Below are 15,701 nucleotides of genomic sequence, written 5' to 3'. Positions count from 1 at the left end.
ATGCCGCTCCACGAGCTCGCCACCGTCGACGCCGCGCACGCCTGGCTGCTGGCGCGCGGCGCGCGCGGCCTCACCACCGACAGCCGGCGCGTGACCGCCGGCGACGCGTTCATCGCGTGGCCCGGCTACGCGCACGACGCTCGGCACCACGTGCCGGGTGCGCTCGCCGCCGGCGCGAGCGCGTGCCTGATCGAGGCGCGCGGCGCGGCGGTGTTCGGCTACGACGACGAGCCGCGCGTGGCTGCCTACGACGGCCTCAAGGCGGCGACCGGACGCATCGCGAGCCGCTTCGCCGGCGAGCCGAGCGAGCGGCTGTCGATCGTCGCCTGCACCGGTACCAACGGCAAGACGTCGACCGCGTGGTGGGTCGCGCAGGCGCTCGCCGCGTGCGGCAGGCGCTGCGGCCTCGTCGGCACGCTCGGCGTCGGCGAGCCGCCGCGGGCGGCGGCCGCAGCCGCTGGCGCGGCGCTCCCGCTCGAATCGACCGGCCTCACCACGCCGGACCCGGTCACCCTGCAGGCGACGCTGCGCCGCTTCGTCGACGCCGGCTTCGCCGCCTGCGCGATCGAGGCGTCGTCGATCGGCATCGTCGAGCACCGGCTCGCCGGCACCCGGGTCGAGGTCGCCGTCTTCACCAACTTCACGCAGGACCACCTGGACTATCACGGCGACATGACCGCCTACTGGCAGGCCAAGGCGCAGCTGTTCGCCTGGCCCGGGCTGCGCGCGGCGGTGATCAACGTCGACGACGAGCGCGGCGCCGCGCTCGCGGCGTCGCTCGACCCGGCGAACGCGTTGTCGCGCCTCGAGGCCGAGCCCTCGGGCGAGCCCGCGCGCGCGGTCGACGTCTGGACCCACGGCGTGCGCCACGATGCACGGCTGCGCGCGACGGACGTGCACTACGACTCCGCAGGGCTCTCGTTCGACGTCCACGAGGCGGGCGCCCGAGCGAGCGTGACGACCGGCCTGATCGGCGATTTCAACGTCTCGAACCTGCTCGCCGTGATCGGCGTGCTGCGCGCGAGCGGCGTGCCGCTCGAAGCCGCGGCGGCCACGTGCGCGGTCCTGAGCCCGGTGCCCGGCCGCATGCAGCGCGTCGGCGGCGGCGACGCCGGGCCGGTGGTCCTGGTCGACTACGCTCACACGCCCGACGCGCTCGAGAAGGCGCTCGGCGCGCTGCAGCGCCTGGCCTCCGAACGTGGCGGGCAGCTCTGGTGCGTGTTCGGCTGCGGCGGCAACCGCGACCCCGGCAAGCGCCCGCTGATGGGTGCGATCGCGCGCCGCCTCGCCGAGCGCGTCGTCGTGACCAGCGACAACCCCCGCTTCGAGGTGCCGGACTTCATCATCTCGAACATCCTCGCCGGGCTCACGGGGCACGACGAGGTCGACGTGATCGAGAACCGCGCCGACGCGATCGCGCATGCGCTGGCGAACGCTGCCGACGCCGACGTGGTGCTGCTCGCCGGCAAGGGCCACGAGGACTACCAGGAGATCGGCGGCAACAAGCTGCCGTTCTCCGACGCCGTGCACGCCGCCGCGGCACTCGAGCGCCGCCGCGGCGCCGGAGCGCGCGCATGATGACGCTCGGCGACGCGGCGCGCATGCTGCCCGAGGCCCGGCTCGTCGGCGACCCGGCGACGCCGCTCGCGCGCGTGCACAGCGACACCCGCACGCTGCAGCCGGGCGACCTTTTCGTCGCGTTGCGCGGCGAGCGCTTCGACGCCAACGACTTCCTGCCGCAGGCGAAGGCGGCGGGCGCCGCCGCCGCGCTCGCCGAGCGCGGCCTTGCCGAAGCGGGTCTTCCCGGCCTCGAGGTCGCCGACGCCGAGGCGGCGCTCGCGATGCTTGCCGCGGCGTGGCGGCGCCGCTTCGACCTGCCGCTCATCGCCGTCACCGGCAGCAACGGCAAGACCACGGTGACGCAGATGATCGCGACGATCCTGCGCGCCTGGCTGGGCGACGCCGCGTTCGCGACCAAGGGCAACTTCAACAACCACATCGGCGTGCCGCTCACGCTGCTCGGCCTGCGCGGTGAGGGCGCCACGGCGCACCGCGCGGCGGTGGTCGAGCTCGGGATGAACCACCCCGGCGAGATCGCCCGGCTCGCCGCGCTCGCCGCACCGACCGTCGTGCTCGTCAACAACGCCCAGCGCGAGCACCTCGAGTTCATGGCCGACGTGGCCGCGGTGGCGCGCGAGAACGGTTCCGCGATCGCGGCGCTCGGCACCGACGGCACGGCCGTGTTTCCCGCGGACGACGCCTATGCGCCGCTCTGGCGCGAGCTCGCCGGCGCGCGCCGCGTGCTGACGTTCGCGCTCGAGGGCCGCGCCGACGTGACCGGGCGCGCCGAGGCGCAGGGCGCCGGCTGGGCGCTCGCCATCACGACGCCGGCCGGGCGCATCGACAGCACGCTCGCCATCGCAGGACTCCACAACGTGAAGAACGCGCTCGCCGCGAGCGCGTGCGCGCTCGCCGCCGGGTGCCCGCTCGACGCGATCGGCGCCGGGCTCGCCCGCTTCGAGCCGGTCAAGGGGCGGCTGCAGACGCAGCGCCTGGCGCGTGCCGGCGAGGACGTGACGCTGATCGACGACACCTACAACGCCAATCCCGACTCGATGCGGGCCGCGATCGACGTGCTCGCCGGCTGCGCGGCGCCGCGCTGGCTGGTGCTCGGCGACATGGGCGAGGTCGGCGACCAGGGCCCGGCGTTCCACGCCGAGATCGGTGCCTACGCGCGCTCGCGCGGCATCGACGCCATGTGGGCGGCGGGCGACCTGAGCCGTCACGCCGCCGCCGCGTTCGGCGGGCCCGCGCGCCACTTCGCGAGCGTCGCCGACCTGCTCGGCGCACTCGGCGACGCGGCGGCGCTGCCGGCCTTCCGCAGCGTGCTCGTCAAGGGCTCGCGCTTCATGGCGATGGAGCGCGTCGTGCGCGCGCTCGCCGGCCCCGCGGAGGCTTCGCATGCTGTATAGCCTCGCGCAGTGGCTGCAGGACCAGTCGCCGGCGTTCGGCTTCTTCCGCGTCTTCCAGTACCTGACGTTCCGCGCCGTGATGGCCGCGATGACCGCGATGCTGATCGGCCTCGCGCTCGGCCCGTGGGTGATCCGGCGCCTCACCGAGCTGAAGATCGGCCAGCCGATCCGCAGCTACGGCGTCGACACGCACCACGTCAAGAGCGGCACGCCGACGATGGGCGGCGTGCTCATCCTCCTGGGCATCGGCGTGTCGACGCTGCTCTGGTTCGATTGGTCCAACCGTTTCGTGTGGATCGTCATGCTGGTGACGGTCGGATTCGGCGCGATCGGCTGGGTCGACGACTACCGCAAGGTGGTCGGCAAGAACCCGGAAGGCATGCGCTCGCGCGAGAAGTACTTCTGGCAGTCGGTGATCGGGCTCGTCGCGGCGATCTACCTGGCGTTCAGCGTCTCCGAGACGTCGAACCTGCGCGTGCTCGAGCTCTTCGTGCGCTGGGTGCAGAGCGGGTTCTCCAACGCGCTGCCGCCGAAGGCCGACCTGATGCTGCCGTTCTTCAAGACGATCACGTATCCGCTCGGGGTGTTCGGCTTCATCGGCCTCACCTACTTCGTGATCGTCGGCGCGAGCAACGCGGTGAACCTCACCGACGGGCTCGACGGCCTCGCGATCATGCCGGTGGTGATGGTCGGCTCGGCGCTCGGCGTGTTCGCCTACATCATCGGCCGGCCCGACTATTCGCGCTACCTGCTGTTCCCGTACATCCCGGGCGCCGGTGAGCTGCTGATCTTCTGCGCCGCGATGGCGGGCGCCGGGCTCGCCTTCCTGTGGTTCAACACCCACCCCGCGCAGGTCTTCATGGGCGACGTCGGCGCGCTCGCGCTCGGCGGCGCGCTCGGCACGATCGCGGTGATCACGCGCCAGGAGATCGTGCTCGGGATCATGGGCGGCGTCTTCGTCGTCGAGGCGCTCTCGGTGATGGCGCAGGTCATCTGGTTCAAGTACACGCGCCGGCGCTACGGCGAGGGGCGGCGCTTCTTCAAGATGGCGCCGCTGCACCATCACTTCGAGAAGTCGGGCTGGAAGGAGACGCAGGTCGTCGTCCGGTTCTGGATCATCACCATGCTGCTGTGCCTCATCGGCCTGGCGAGCCTGAAGCTGCGGTGACCGGCATGCGTCTCGTCATCGAACGTCTGCAAGGCCACGCGGTGCTGGTGCTCGGCCTCGGTGCGTCGGGGCTGGCGATGGCGCGCTGGTGCGCCCGCCACGGTGCGCAGGTGCGCGCCTGGGACTCGCGCGCCGAGCCGCCCGCCGCCGCGACGCTGGCCAGCGAGCTGCCGGAGGTCGAGCGCCTGGCCGGCGAGCTCGACGCGGGGCGCGCGCTCGAAGGCTGCGTCGCCGTGCTGAAGAGCCCCGGCCTCGCGCCGGGCGACACGCGCATCGCCGCCGTGCTGAGCGCGGCCGCCGAACGCGGCATCGCGGTGCAGGGCGAGCTCGGGCTGTTCGCCGAAGCGCTCGACGTGCTGGCCGGCGCGATCGGCTATGCGCCGAAGGTTCTCGCGATCACCGGCACCAACGGCAAGACGACGACCACCGCGATGACCGCGCAGCTCGTCGAGAGCACCGGCCGCCGCGTCGCGGTCGCCGGCAACATCGGTCCGACCATGCTGCAGACGCTGGCCGACGCGCTCGACGCCGTCGGCGAGGTCGAGGTCGCAGCGGCGCAGGGTGGCGCCGGCGCTCTCGGCAATGCGGCCGCTGCGGCCGCTGCGTTCGCAGCCACGGACGCCGCGGGCGGCCATGTGGATGCGGCGAGCGGCGACGACGCCGATACGGATTCCTCTGCCGCCGATACGGATTCCGCTGCCGCCGATGCGGATCCGGCAACCGATGCCGCCGATGCCGCTGCCCCCGAAGGCGGTGCGAGAGGCGCCCGCGCCTTCGACAGCGCGGCGGCGGGCGGCGAAGCGTCCGCAGACGCCGGGGCACGCGATCCTGCCGCGACCCGAGTCGAACCGGACGAAAGCGATGCCGACGGCGACGACTCTGCCGAAGCCGACCCGGCGCGACTCGAAGCGCTGCTCGCCGCGCCAACCGCGCCGGCCCCGGTTCACCCGGCGCTCGCCGAGCTTCCCGAGGTCTGGGTCCTCGAGCTCTCGAGCTTCCAGCTCGACGGCGTGACGGGGTTCGAGCCGAGCGCCGCGGCCCTGCTCAACCTGACGCAGGACCACCTCGACTGGCACGGCTCGTTCGACGCTTACGTCGCGGCCAAGGCACGCGTGTTCGGCGCGCGCGCGGTGATCGTCGCCAATCGCGACGACCCCGCGGTCGAGGCCGCGCTGCCCGCCGCGCCTGCGCCGAAGAAGCGCGTGCGCAGCGTGCCGCGGCAGGTCGTGCGCTTCGGCATCGGCGCGCCGACGCGCGCGGGCGACTTCGGCATCGTCATCGAGCACGGCATTGCTTGGCTGGCCCGCGCAATCGAGCCCGAGCGCGACGGCGGGCGCCGCGCGCGTGCCGAGGCCGCGAGCAGCGCCCTGCAGATGCAGCGCCTGATGCCGGCGGACGCGCTGCGCGTGCGCGGCCGCCACAACGCCGCCAACGCGCTCGCCGCGCTCGCGCTGGCGAGCGCGATCGGCTGCGGTCTTGCGCCGATGCTGCACGCCCTGCGCGAGTACCGCGGCGAGCCGCACCGCGTCGAGTTCATCGCGACCATCGACGGCATCGACGCGTTCGACGACAGCAAGGGCACCAACGTCGGCGCGACCGTCGCCGCGCTCGACGGCCTCGGTGCCGATCGGGCGCCGGCGCGCCTGGCGGTGATCCTCGGCGGCGACGGCAAGGGTCAGGATTTCGCGCCGCTGCTCGCGCCGCTCGGCCGCCACGCACGTGCGATCGCCACGATCGGCCGCGATGCCGACGCGATCGAGCGAGTCGTCGGCGCGACCGGGCTGCCGCTCACGCGCCACCCGAGCCTGGAGGCGGCGACACGGTGGTGCTTCGAGCAGGCGCAGCCCGGCGACGCCGTGCTGCTGAGCCCGGCGTGCGCGAGCCTCGACATGTTCCGCGACTACGCGCATCGCGCCGCGGTGTTCGTCGACACGGTGCGCGCGATCGCGGCCGACCGCGCGGGGGTGATGGCATGAGCACCGAAACCTTGTCCGGCTGGCAGGCCCTGCGCGCCCGCTTCGGCGGCCTCTTGCGCCGCGAGGGTTCGGCGCGCACGGAGCGCGCCGAGATCCCGGTGCGCGAGTGGATCAGCGTCGACAGCGGCCAGCCGGCGCGCCTGCTCGGCTTCGACCGCAGCCTGGTCTGGGTCGTCGCGGGACTGCTGGCGCTCGGCCTCGTGATGGTCTACAGCGCGTCGATCGCGTTGCCCGACAACCCCAAGTTCGCGCGCTACTCGCAGACCTACTTCCTGACCCGCCACATCGCGTCGATCGCGATCGCGGTGCTCGCGGCGGTGGTCGCGGTGCAGGTGCCGGTGAGCGTGTGGGAGAAGCTCTCGCCGTGGATATTCGTGGCCGCGCTGCTGACGCTGATCCTGGTGCTGGTGCCGTTCATCGGCAAGTCGATGAACGGGGCGCGGCGCTGGATCCCGCTCGGGATCATGAGCTTCCAGCCGTCCGAGCTTGCCAAGATCGCGATCGCGATGTACGCCGCCGGCTACATGGTGCGGCGCATGGACGTGAAGGAGAACTTCTTCCGTGCGGTGATGCCGATGGCGGTCGCGATCGCGGTGGTGGGCCTGCTGCTGCTGGCCGAACCCGACATGGGCGCGTTCATGGTGATCGCCGCCATCGCGATGGGAATCCTCTTCCTCGGCGGCGTCAACGGGCGCATGTTCTCGCTGATCACGGTGGTGCTGGTCGGCGCGTTCGTGCTGATGATCACCCTGAGCCCGTGGCGGCGCGAGCGCATCTTCGCGTACCTCAACCCCTGGGACGAGCGCTACACGCTGGGCAAGGCCTACCAGCTCTCGCACTCGCTGATCGCGTTCGGCCGCGGCGAGATCTTCGGCCAGGGGCTCGGGTCGAGCGTCGAGAAGCTGCACTACCTGCCGGAGGCGCACACCGACTTCCTGCTGGCGGTGATCGGCGAGGAGCTCGGCTTCGTCGGCGTCGCCTGCGTGATCGTCGCGTTCTTCTGGCTCGCCCGCCGCATCTTCCACATCGGCCGCCAGGCGATCGCCCTCGATCGCGTGTTCGCCGGCCTCTACGCGCAGGGCATCGCGATCTGGATGTCGGGCCAGGCGTTCATCAACATGGGCGTCAACCTCGGCGTGCTGCCGACGAAGGGGCTCACGCTGCCGCTGATGAGCTACGGCGGCTCGGCGATCGTGATGAACCTGGTGGCGCTGGCGATCGTGCTGCGCGTGGATATTGAAAACAGACAGCTCATGCGCGGAGGCCGCGCATGAGGGCCGCGGCTTGGCTCTGCCAAGGCGAGGCCCTTGCGCGCCCCATGCGCGCAAGCGGGCTGTTTCGGCGAAGGCTGACTTCGTGTAGCGAAGTCAAGCGCATGGAATGCGCGTGCCGTAGCCAAAATCGGCAACTGATGCGCGGAGGCCGCGCATGACCGTCCGCAACCTCGTCATCGTCGCGGCCGGAACCGGCGGTCACGTGATCCCGGGGCTCGCCGTCGCCGCCGAGATGATCGGGCGCGGCTGGCACGTCAGCTGGCTCGGCACGCCGGGCGGCATCGAGAATCGGCTGGTGCCGGCGCGCGACATCGCGCTCGACCGCGTCGCCTTCAGCGGCCTGCGCGGCAAGGGGCTGCTGCACACGCTCGGCGGCGCGCTGCGCCTCGCCGGCGCGTTCTGGACCTGCGCCCGCATCCTCGGCCGGCGCCGCGCCGACGCGGTGCTCGCGATGGGCGGCTATCTGTCGTTTCCGGCCGGCTGGGCGGCGTGGCTGCGGCGCCGCCCGCTGGTGGTGGTGAACGCCGACGCGACGCTGCTGCTCAGCAACCGCGCGCTGCTGAAGGCCGCCGACCGCGTCGCCTTCGGCTTCGCCGGCGATTCGGCCGCCAAGGTGCCGAACGGCGTCGTCACCGGCAATCCGGTGCGCGCGGCGATCGAGGCGATCGCGCCGCCTGCGGAGCGCTTCGCCGGCCGCAGTGGCCCGCTGCGCGTGCTCGTCGTCGGCGGCAGCCTCGGCGCACGCGTCCTCAACGAGAACGTGCCGGCGGCGATCGCTTTGCTGGATGCGGGCGAGCGTCCGGAGATTACGCACCAGACCGGCGAAGCCGACCGTGCGGCCGTCACCCAGGCCTATGCGCGCGCCGGCGTGCCGGCCGACGTGCGCGCGTTCATCGACGACATGGCCGAGCGCCTCGCCAACTGCGACGTGATCGTGTGCCGTGCCGGCGCCATCACGGTGAGCGAGCTCTGCGCCGCCGGTGTCGCGTCGGTGCTGGTGCCTTTCATCGCGAGCACGACCGCGCACCAGCGCGATAACGCGGCCTGGCTGGCATCGCACGGGGCTGCGATCCATCTGCCGCAGGGCGAACTGACTGCGGCGCGGCTCGCGGAGCTGCTGCGCGGTCTCACGCGCGAGGCGCTGCTCGCCATGGCGAGCAAGGCGCGCGCGCTCGCCCGACCCCATGCCGCCGGCCGCGTGGCCGACGAGATCGAACGACTGGTGGCGGCATGAAGCACGCCGCAGAGCACATCCACTTCGTCGAAGGGCGACGCATGCCGACGAAGTCAGCCGTGGCGCGCGAGGCCGCCCGATGAAGCACGCGGTCAAGCACATCCACTTCGTCGAGAGGCCACGCATGCCGACGAAGTCGGCCGTGGCGCGCGAGGCCGCCCGATGAAGCACGCGGTCAAGCACATCCACTTCGTCGGCGTGGGCGGCGCCGGCATGAGCGGCATCGCCGAGATCCTGCACAACCTCGCGTACCGCGTGACCGGCTCGGACCAGAGCGAGAGCGCGACGACGCGGCGCCTCGCGGCACTCGGCATCGGCGTGACGATCGGACACGACGCCGCCAACATCGAAGGTGCCGAGGCGGTCGTCACGTCGAGCGCGGTGAAGGGCGACAACCCCGAGGTGATCGCCGCGCGCGCGAGGCGCGTGCCGGTGGTGCCGCGCGCCGTGATGCTGGCCGAGCTGATGCGCCTCAAGCAAGGCATCGCGATCGCCGGCACGCACGGCAAGACCACGACCACGAGCCTGGTGACGAGCGTGCTCGCGGCGGCGGGCGTCGACCCGACCTTCGTGATCGGCGGCCGGCTCAACGCCGCCGGCGCGAACTCGCGGCTCGGCTCGGGCGACTACATCGTGGTCGAGGCCGACGAGTCGGACGCCTCGTTCCTCAACCTGCTGCCGGTGATGGCGGTCGTCACCAACATCGACGCCGACCACATGGACACCTACGGGCACGACTTCGCCCGGCTCAAGGCGGCGTTCGTCGAGTTCATCCACCGCATGCCGTTCTACGGCGCCGCGATCGTGTGCGCGGACGACGCCGGCGTGCGCTCGATCATGCCGATGGTGTCGCGCCCGATCGTCACCTACGGCTTCGCCGAGGACGCGATGGTGCGCGCGGTCGACGTCGAGGCGCAGGGCGCCGCGATGCAGTTCACGGTGCAGCGCCGGAACGGCGTGCAGATGCCCGACCTTGCGGTGCGCCTCAACCTGCCGGGCCGCCACAACGTGCTGAACGCGCTCGCCGCGATCGCGGTCGCCGCCGAGCTCGAGCTGCCCGATGCGGCGGTGGTCGAGGGGCTCGCCGACTTCAAGGGAGTCGGCCGACGCTTCCAGCCTTACGGCGAGCAGCCGACGCTCGCGCGCGACGGCGAGCGCCGCCGCAGCGGCAGCTTCACCCTGATCGACGACTACGGCCACCACCCGGTCGAGATGGCGGCGACGCTCGCGGCCGCGCGCGGCGCGTACCCGGGGCGCCGCCTCGTGCTCGCGTTCCAGCCGCACCGCTACACGCGCACGCGCGACTGCTTCGAGGATTTCGTCAAGGTGATCGGCAGCGCCGACGCCGTGCTGCTCGCGGACGTCTACGCCGCCGGCGAGGCGCCGATCGTCGCCGCCGACGGTCGTGCGCTCGCGCGCGCGCTGCGCGTCGCCGGCAAGGTCGACCCGGTGTTCGTCGACGACATCGCCGACATGCCGGGCGCGATCACCGAGCACGCGCGCGACGGCGACGTCGTCATCGCGATGGGCGCCGGTTCGATCGGCAACGTCGCCGGCCGCGTGGTCGAGCTGCTCAAGGAGGTTCGATGAGCACGCGCTTTCATCCGTTCGGCACCCGCCACCTGAGCGCACGCGACAAGGCCGTCGGCGTTCGCCTCGGCAAGGTCGCGGTGCTGCTCGGCGGCAGCTCGGCCGAGCGCGAGATCTCGCTGATGTCGGGGCGCGGCGTGCTCGCCGCGCTGCAGTCGCGCGGCGTCGACGCGCATGCATTCGACCCGTCGACGCGCGATCTCTCCGAGCTCAAGCGCGACGGCTTCCAGCGCGTCTTCATCGCGCTGCACGGTCGTCACGGCGAGGACGGCAGCGTGCAGGGCGCACTCGAGCTGCTGCGCATCCCGTACACCGGGTCGGGCGTGATGGCGTCCGCGATCGCGATGGACAAGGTGATGACGAAGCGGGTGTGGCTCGCCGAGGGCCTGTCGACGCCGCGCTTCGCGTGGCTCGCGCCGGGCGAGCACGGCGCCGGGCGTGTTCGCACGATTTCCGACGAGCTCGGCCTGCCGCTCATCGTGAAGCCGCCGCGCGAAGGCTCTTCGATCGGCATCAGCAAGGTCGTCGGTTACTCCGACATGCAGGCCGCGGTCGAGCTCGCCGCGCGCTACGACCCCGACGTGCTGTGCGAGGAGTTCATCGACGGCGACGAGGTCACCTGTGCGCTGATCGGCCAGGGCGCGAGCGCACGCGCGCTGCCCGTCGTGAAGATCGAGGCCCCCGAAGGCGCGTACGACTACCAGAACAAGTACTTCACCGACGTCGTCACCTATCGCTGCCCGGCGGGCTTGCCGGAAGCGGAGGAGCAGGCGATCGCGAGTCTTGCGCTTAAGGCGTACCGCACGCTCGGCTGCCGCGGCTGGGGCCGTGCCGACCTGATGATCCGCCGCAGCGATCGCAAGCCGTTCCTGCTGGAGATGAACACCTCGCCGGGCATGACGACGCACTCGCTGGTGCCGATGTCCGCCAAGGCCGCCGGCATTCCCTACGAGCAGCTCTGCGTCGAGCTGCTGATCGGCGCAACCCTGGACGCGCCGCCGCGCGCGTCCGCACTCGACACGCCGCCGCCGGAGGAAGACCGGTGATCGTGCGCAACCCCGGTTACGCGCAGGCCGCGCCCGAGTTGCCGGCCGACGTGCGCCTGATGAACCGAGCGGCCAACCTGCTGATGCTGCTCGGCGCGCTGGCGCTCATCGGCGTCGCGCTGCTCTGGCTCGCGCGCCAGCCGGTGTTCACGATCCGCGCGATCCGTGTCGAAGGCGACGTCTCGCGCAACAGCGTCTCGACGATCCGTGCCAACGCCGCGCCGCGCCTGGCGGGAAGCTTCTTCACGATCGACCTTGGCGATGCGCGCCGCGCGTTCGAGAGCGTGCCGTGGGTGCGCCGCGCGGTCGTCAGCCGGGTCTGGCCGAACCGGCTCGAGGTGCGCCTCGAGGAGCACCGCCCGGTCGCGCTGTGGGGCAGCGCGAGCGAGACCGAGAAGCTCGTCAACAGCTTCGGCGAGGTGTTCGAGGCCAATGTGGGCGCGGTCGAGGACGACGAGTTGCCGACCCTCGAAGGGCCGGACGGCAGCGCCGCGCACGTGCTCGCGATGTGGCAGCGCCTCAATCCGACGTTCGCGCCGCTCGCTGCCAGCGTCACTGCGCTCGCGCTGTCGGCCCGCGGCTCGTGGCAGGCGACGCTCGACAGCGGCGCCACGGTCGAGATCGGACGCGGCCGCGACGACGACGTGATCGCGCGCACGCTGACTTTCATCGGCACGCTGCCGCACGTCACCGCGCGCTACCAGCGCCCGCTCGAATACGCCGATCTGCGCCACAACCAGGGCTACGCGGTCCGCCTGAAGGGCGTCACGACGACGCTCGAACCGGTGCCCGCGAAGCCGCCACGCAAACCAGGAACCACACGATGAAGCGCCTCCCCGAACTCCTTGCCCGCGGCCGGCCGCCGCGCCGCGCCGAGCGCGTGCGGACGGGTGCCCGCTGACATGGCCAAGGAACTCAAGGACCTCGTCGTCGGCCTCGACATCGGCACCGCCAAGGTGATGGCGGTGGTGGCCGAGGTGCTGCCCGACGGCGACCTGCGCATCGCCGGGCTCGGCAGCGCGCCCGCGCACGGTTTGAAGCGCGGCGTCGTCGTCAACATCGACGCGACGGTGCAGTCGATCCAGCAGGCCTTGAAGGAGGCCGAGATGATGGCCGACTGCAAGATCACGCGGGTCTACACCGGCATCACCGGCAGCCACATCCGCGGCCAGAACTCGACCGGCATGGTGATCGTGCGCGACAAGGAGGTCACGCCGGTCGACGTCATGCGCGTCGTCGAGACCGCCAAGGCGATCAACATTCCGAACGACCAGCGCCTCCTGCTCGTCGAGCCGCAGGAGTTCGTGATCGACGGCCACGAGGTCAAGGAGCCGATCGGCATGAGCGGCGGCCGTCTCGAGGTGAAGGTGCACATCGTGACCGGCGCTCAGAGTGCCGCCGAGAACATCGTCAAGTGCGTGCGGCGCTGCGGGCTCGAGGTCGAGCAGCTGGTGCTGAACCCGAGCGCGTCGAGCCATGCGGTGCTCACCGAGGACGAGAAGGACCTCGGCGTGGTGCTGGTCGACATCGGCGCCGGCACCACCGACGTCGCGATCTTCACCGACGGCTCGATCCGACATACCGCGGTGATCCCGATCGCCGGCGACCTGATCACCAGCGACATCGCAATGGCGCTGCGCACGCCGACCAAGGACGCGGAAGAGATCAAGGTCGAGTTCGGCGTCGCCAAGCAGCTGCTCGCCGACCCGAACGAGCAGCTCGAGGTGCCCGGCCTCGGCGACCGCCCGCCGCGCATGCTGAGCCGCCAGGCGCTCGCCGGCGTGATCGAGCCGCGCATCGAGGAGATCTACTCGCTGGTCCACCAGGTGATCCGCGAAAGCGGCTTCGAGGAGCTGCTGTCGTCGGGCGTCGTGATCACCGGCGGCGCCGCGGTGATGCCCGGAATGATCGAGCTCGGTGAGGACATCTTCCTCAAGCCCGTGCGCAAAGGTCTGCCCACCTACCGCGGCGCGCTGCACGACATGGTCGCCAACCCGCGCTCGGCCACCGTGATGGGACTCCTGGAAGAGGGCCGCCTCGCACGCACGCGAGGTCTGCGCGCGGCGCAGCAGGCGGGCTCGGTCAAGACACTCTTCGGGCGCGCCAAGGACTGGTTCCTTGGCAACTTCTGACAGGAAGCCATGAATAAACCCGCTGCGCGACTCATAGCTGCTACCGCGTTGCGCAGCGCACGTCCGGTACGACCGCGCTTCCCGTCGCAGCCTCGGGCCGCTCGCGACGGTTTGTTCACGACTTCCGCGGCCCGGCGGTGGCACGCGCACGACCCACCGCTGACCGGGTGACGCACACGGCCAAAACTCGAACGTATCTCAAGACAACCCAAACCGATTCAGGCAACTGCAACAAAGAACTGGAGCAAGCAAATGGCTATCGAAATGATCGAGGAGTTCAGCATGGGCACGCAGATCAAGGTGATCGGCGTGGGTGGCGGCGGCGGCAACGCGGTCGATCACATGATCAACCAGGGCGTGCAAGGCGTCGACTTCATCAACGCCAACACCGACGCGCAGGCGCTGAACCGCTCGGGCGCGAACCACCTGATCCAGCTCGGCACCACCGGCCTCGGCGCCGGTGCCAAGCCCGAGGCGGGCAAGGCGGCCGCCGAAGAAGCGGTCGACCGCATTCGCGAGTCGATCGAAGGCGCGCACATGCTGTTCATCACCGCCGGCATGGGCGGCGGCACCGGCACCGGCGCGGCGCCGGTGATCGCGCGCGTCGCCAAGGAGATGGGCATCCTCACGGTCGGCGTCGTCACCAAGCCGTTCGACTTCGAGGGGCCGCGCCGCTCGAAGGCCGCCGACGCGGGCCTGGCGGAACTCGAGGCCAACGTCGATTCGCTGATCGTGATCCTCAACGATCGCCTGCTCGACGTGCTCGGCGACGACATCACGCAGGACCAGGCGTTCGCGCACGCCAACGACGTGCTGAAGAACGCCGTCGGCGGCATCAGCGACATCATCCACATCCCGGGCCTCGTCAATGTCGACTTCGAGGACGTCAAGACGGTGATGAGCGAGCCGGGCAAGGCGATGATGGGCACGGCGATCGCGGGCGGCCCGGACCGTGCGACCAAGGCGGCCGAAGCGGCGGTGGCCTGCCCGCTGCTCGAGGGCATCGATCTCTCGGGCGCGCGCGGCGTGCTGGTGCTGATCGCGGCGAACCGCAACACGTTCAAGCTGTCGGAGAGCCGCAACGCGATGAACACCATCCGTCGCTACGCAGCCGACGACGCCCACGTGATCTACGGCACCGCCTACGACGAGTCGCTCGGCGACCAGCTGCGCGTGACGGTGATCGCGACCGGCCTCTCGCCCGCCAAGCGCGTGCAGCAGACGCCGATCAGCGTCGTGCACAGCGCGCCGCTGCAGCGCACCGGCACCGACAACGTGCCGGTGCTGAACCAGCCGCTGCAGATGCCCTCGCAGGCGCACGACTACAGCGGGCTCAGCACGCCGAGCGTGTGGCGCAATGGTCGGACCGCTGCCGCGAAGGTCGATGCCCTCGCGAGCAACGGGATGGACGAGATCGAGATCCCGGCCTTCCTGCGCAAGCAGGCTGACTGATACGGCACCAAGCTATTGCACCGCCCGATCTGCGCACGGAGGTGCTCGCCGTACTCAAGTACGGCCGCGCGCCTGCGCACGCGGCTCGGGCGGTTCGCGACGCTTCTCGCCGCATCGGTCGAGGGGTCTTCCTGCGTCTGTCCGTTAAGCGGGGCCCGCTGCTCGGGCTCGTCGCATCAAGAGTTTGAGTGACGCACTGAGCGTGTCGGCACGTCGCACGCCGTACGTGAACGGCGTGCGCGGAGTCTGCGGCCTGCTCGGAAGCAGGCCGCTCCCGACCGCCGGCTGGCTCCCGATCAGGAGCGGCATTTGCAGGGCGCATGCGCCGCGTGCGGCGGGGTCACGGCGCGGCGCGCGCCTCCTGGTGAACCGAGGCAGAAGGGGATCCGACACCAGGCGAGCCGCGTTCGGCTCCGCTTCTGCCTGAGCCAGCCGGCCCGACCGCTGGTACGTGACGCTGCAAACGCTGGGCGGCGACGTGTTGGGGTCGCGACGCGAAGCGGCCGCGAGCGGAGGAGCCAGAAGGACGAGGGTGGCGTTGGCGTCACCTTCCGCAGCGAGAGAGCCGGATCCGGCTGCCGACCTGGGGACGCGGCGCGCCCGGGTTGCCAGCGAGCCCGCACGGCCCGTTGACCCTCGCTCACTGGTGCTGGCACAATCGCGGGCTCGGCTGGTGACGCGCAAGCGGAGTCGGCCGAGGCTGCTGGCGGGTGCCCGGAGGGTGCGAGCTGGCGGCGGCTCTCGGGCTTGACGGGTTTCTTCGGAGGCTGTCATAATCGTGGGCTTGGCTGATGGGGTGAAAGCTTGATCGGCCGGTCGCTTCGACGAAGCGGGCTGCGAAAGCGGCGAGTTCGAGA

At 71.5% G+C, this 15,701-nt stretch carries 11 protein-coding genes; all 11 read left to right on the top strand.

From position 1 onward, the window contains the following. The 11 genes from HQN59_RS24595 to ftsZ all read left to right on the top strand — a co-directional run bounded on the left by HQN59_RS24595 (position 1) and on the right by ftsZ (position 14,844). On the top strand, positions 1 to 1,578 hold the full coding sequence (locus tag HQN59_RS24595; protein WP_176071788.1) for a UDP-N-acetylmuramoyl-L-alanyl-D-glutamate--2,6-diaminopimelate ligase: 1,578 nt from the start codon (positions 1 to 3) through the stop codon (positions 1,576 to 1,578). Further along, positions 1,575 to 2,972, top strand: coding sequence for a UDP-N-acetylmuramoyl-tripeptide--D-alanyl-D-alanine ligase (locus HQN59_RS24590; protein WP_246295148.1), 1,398 nt, complete (start codon positions 1,575 to 1,577; stop codon positions 2,970 to 2,972). Before HQN59_RS24595 ends, HQN59_RS24590 begins: the two co-directional genes overlap by 4 nt. After that, positions 2,962 to 4,140, top strand: a complete 1,179-nt coding sequence (mraY, locus tag HQN59_RS24585; RefSeq protein ID WP_176071787.1) for a phospho-N-acetylmuramoyl-pentapeptide-transferase — start codon at positions 2,962 to 2,964, stop codon at positions 4,138 to 4,140. Before HQN59_RS24590 ends, mraY begins: the two co-directional genes overlap by 11 nt. Before the next feature lie 5 nt (positions 4,141 to 4,145). Then, positions 4,146 to 6,116 (top strand): UDP-N-acetylmuramoyl-L-alanine--D-glutamate ligase, encoded by a 1,971-nt coding sequence (murD, locus tag HQN59_RS24580; protein ID WP_246295147.1) that lies wholly within the window; start codon positions 4,146 to 4,148, stop codon positions 6,114 to 6,116. Continuing rightward, positions 6,113 to 7,390: a putative lipid II flippase FtsW gene (gene ftsW, locus HQN59_RS24575; protein ID WP_176071786.1), complete on the top strand. Its 1,278-nt coding sequence runs from the start codon at positions 6,113 to 6,115 to the stop codon at positions 7,388 to 7,390. The genes murD and ftsW overlap by 4 nt, the downstream gene beginning before the upstream one ends. A 154-nt stretch (positions 7,391 to 7,544) precedes the next feature. Then, positions 7,545 to 8,624 (top strand): undecaprenyldiphospho-muramoylpentapeptide beta-N-acetylglucosaminyltransferase, encoded by a 1,080-nt coding sequence (murG, locus tag HQN59_RS24570; RefSeq protein ID WP_176071785.1) that lies wholly within the window; start codon positions 7,545 to 7,547, stop codon positions 8,622 to 8,624. 162 nt (positions 8,625 to 8,786) lie between these two features. Continuing rightward, the gene (gene murC / locus HQN59_RS24565; RefSeq protein WP_176071784.1) at positions 8,787 to 10,214 is read left to right on the top strand and encodes a UDP-N-acetylmuramate--L-alanine ligase; all 1,428 of its coding nucleotides are present in this window, start codon (positions 8,787 to 8,789) and stop codon (positions 10,212 to 10,214) included. After that, positions 10,211 to 11,260, top strand: coding sequence for a D-alanine--D-alanine ligase (locus HQN59_RS24560; RefSeq protein ID WP_176071783.1), 1,050 nt, complete (start codon positions 10,211 to 10,213; stop codon positions 11,258 to 11,260). Before murC ends, HQN59_RS24560 begins: the two co-directional genes overlap by 4 nt. Further along, positions 11,257 to 12,087, top strand: a complete 831-nt coding sequence (locus HQN59_RS24555; protein ID WP_342451309.1) for a cell division protein FtsQ/DivIB — start codon at positions 11,257 to 11,259, stop codon at positions 12,085 to 12,087. The genes HQN59_RS24560 and HQN59_RS24555 overlap by 4 nt, the downstream gene beginning before the upstream one ends. Positions 12,088 to 12,162: 75 nt before the next feature. Further along, positions 12,163 to 13,392 carry a cell division protein FtsA gene (ftsA, locus tag HQN59_RS24550; RefSeq protein WP_176071782.1) on the top strand — a complete coding sequence of 410 codons (1,230 nt, stop codon included), beginning with the start codon at positions 12,163 to 12,165 and terminating at the stop codon, positions 13,390 to 13,392. Between the two features lie 252 nt (positions 13,393 to 13,644). Next, complete coding sequence (ftsZ, locus tag HQN59_RS24545; RefSeq protein WP_176071781.1) at positions 13,645 to 14,844, top strand: cell division protein FtsZ; 1,200 nt, start codon at positions 13,645 to 13,647, stop codon at positions 14,842 to 14,844. Positions 14,845 to 15,701 lie beyond the last annotated feature (857 nt).

It is taken from the genome of Rhizobacter koreensis, assembly GCF_013366375.1.
Lineage (GTDB): Bacteria > Pseudomonadota > Gammaproteobacteria > Burkholderiales > Burkholderiaceae_C > Schlegelella_A > Schlegelella_A koreensis.
This window is presented reverse-complemented; position numbering and strand designations above follow the sequence as displayed.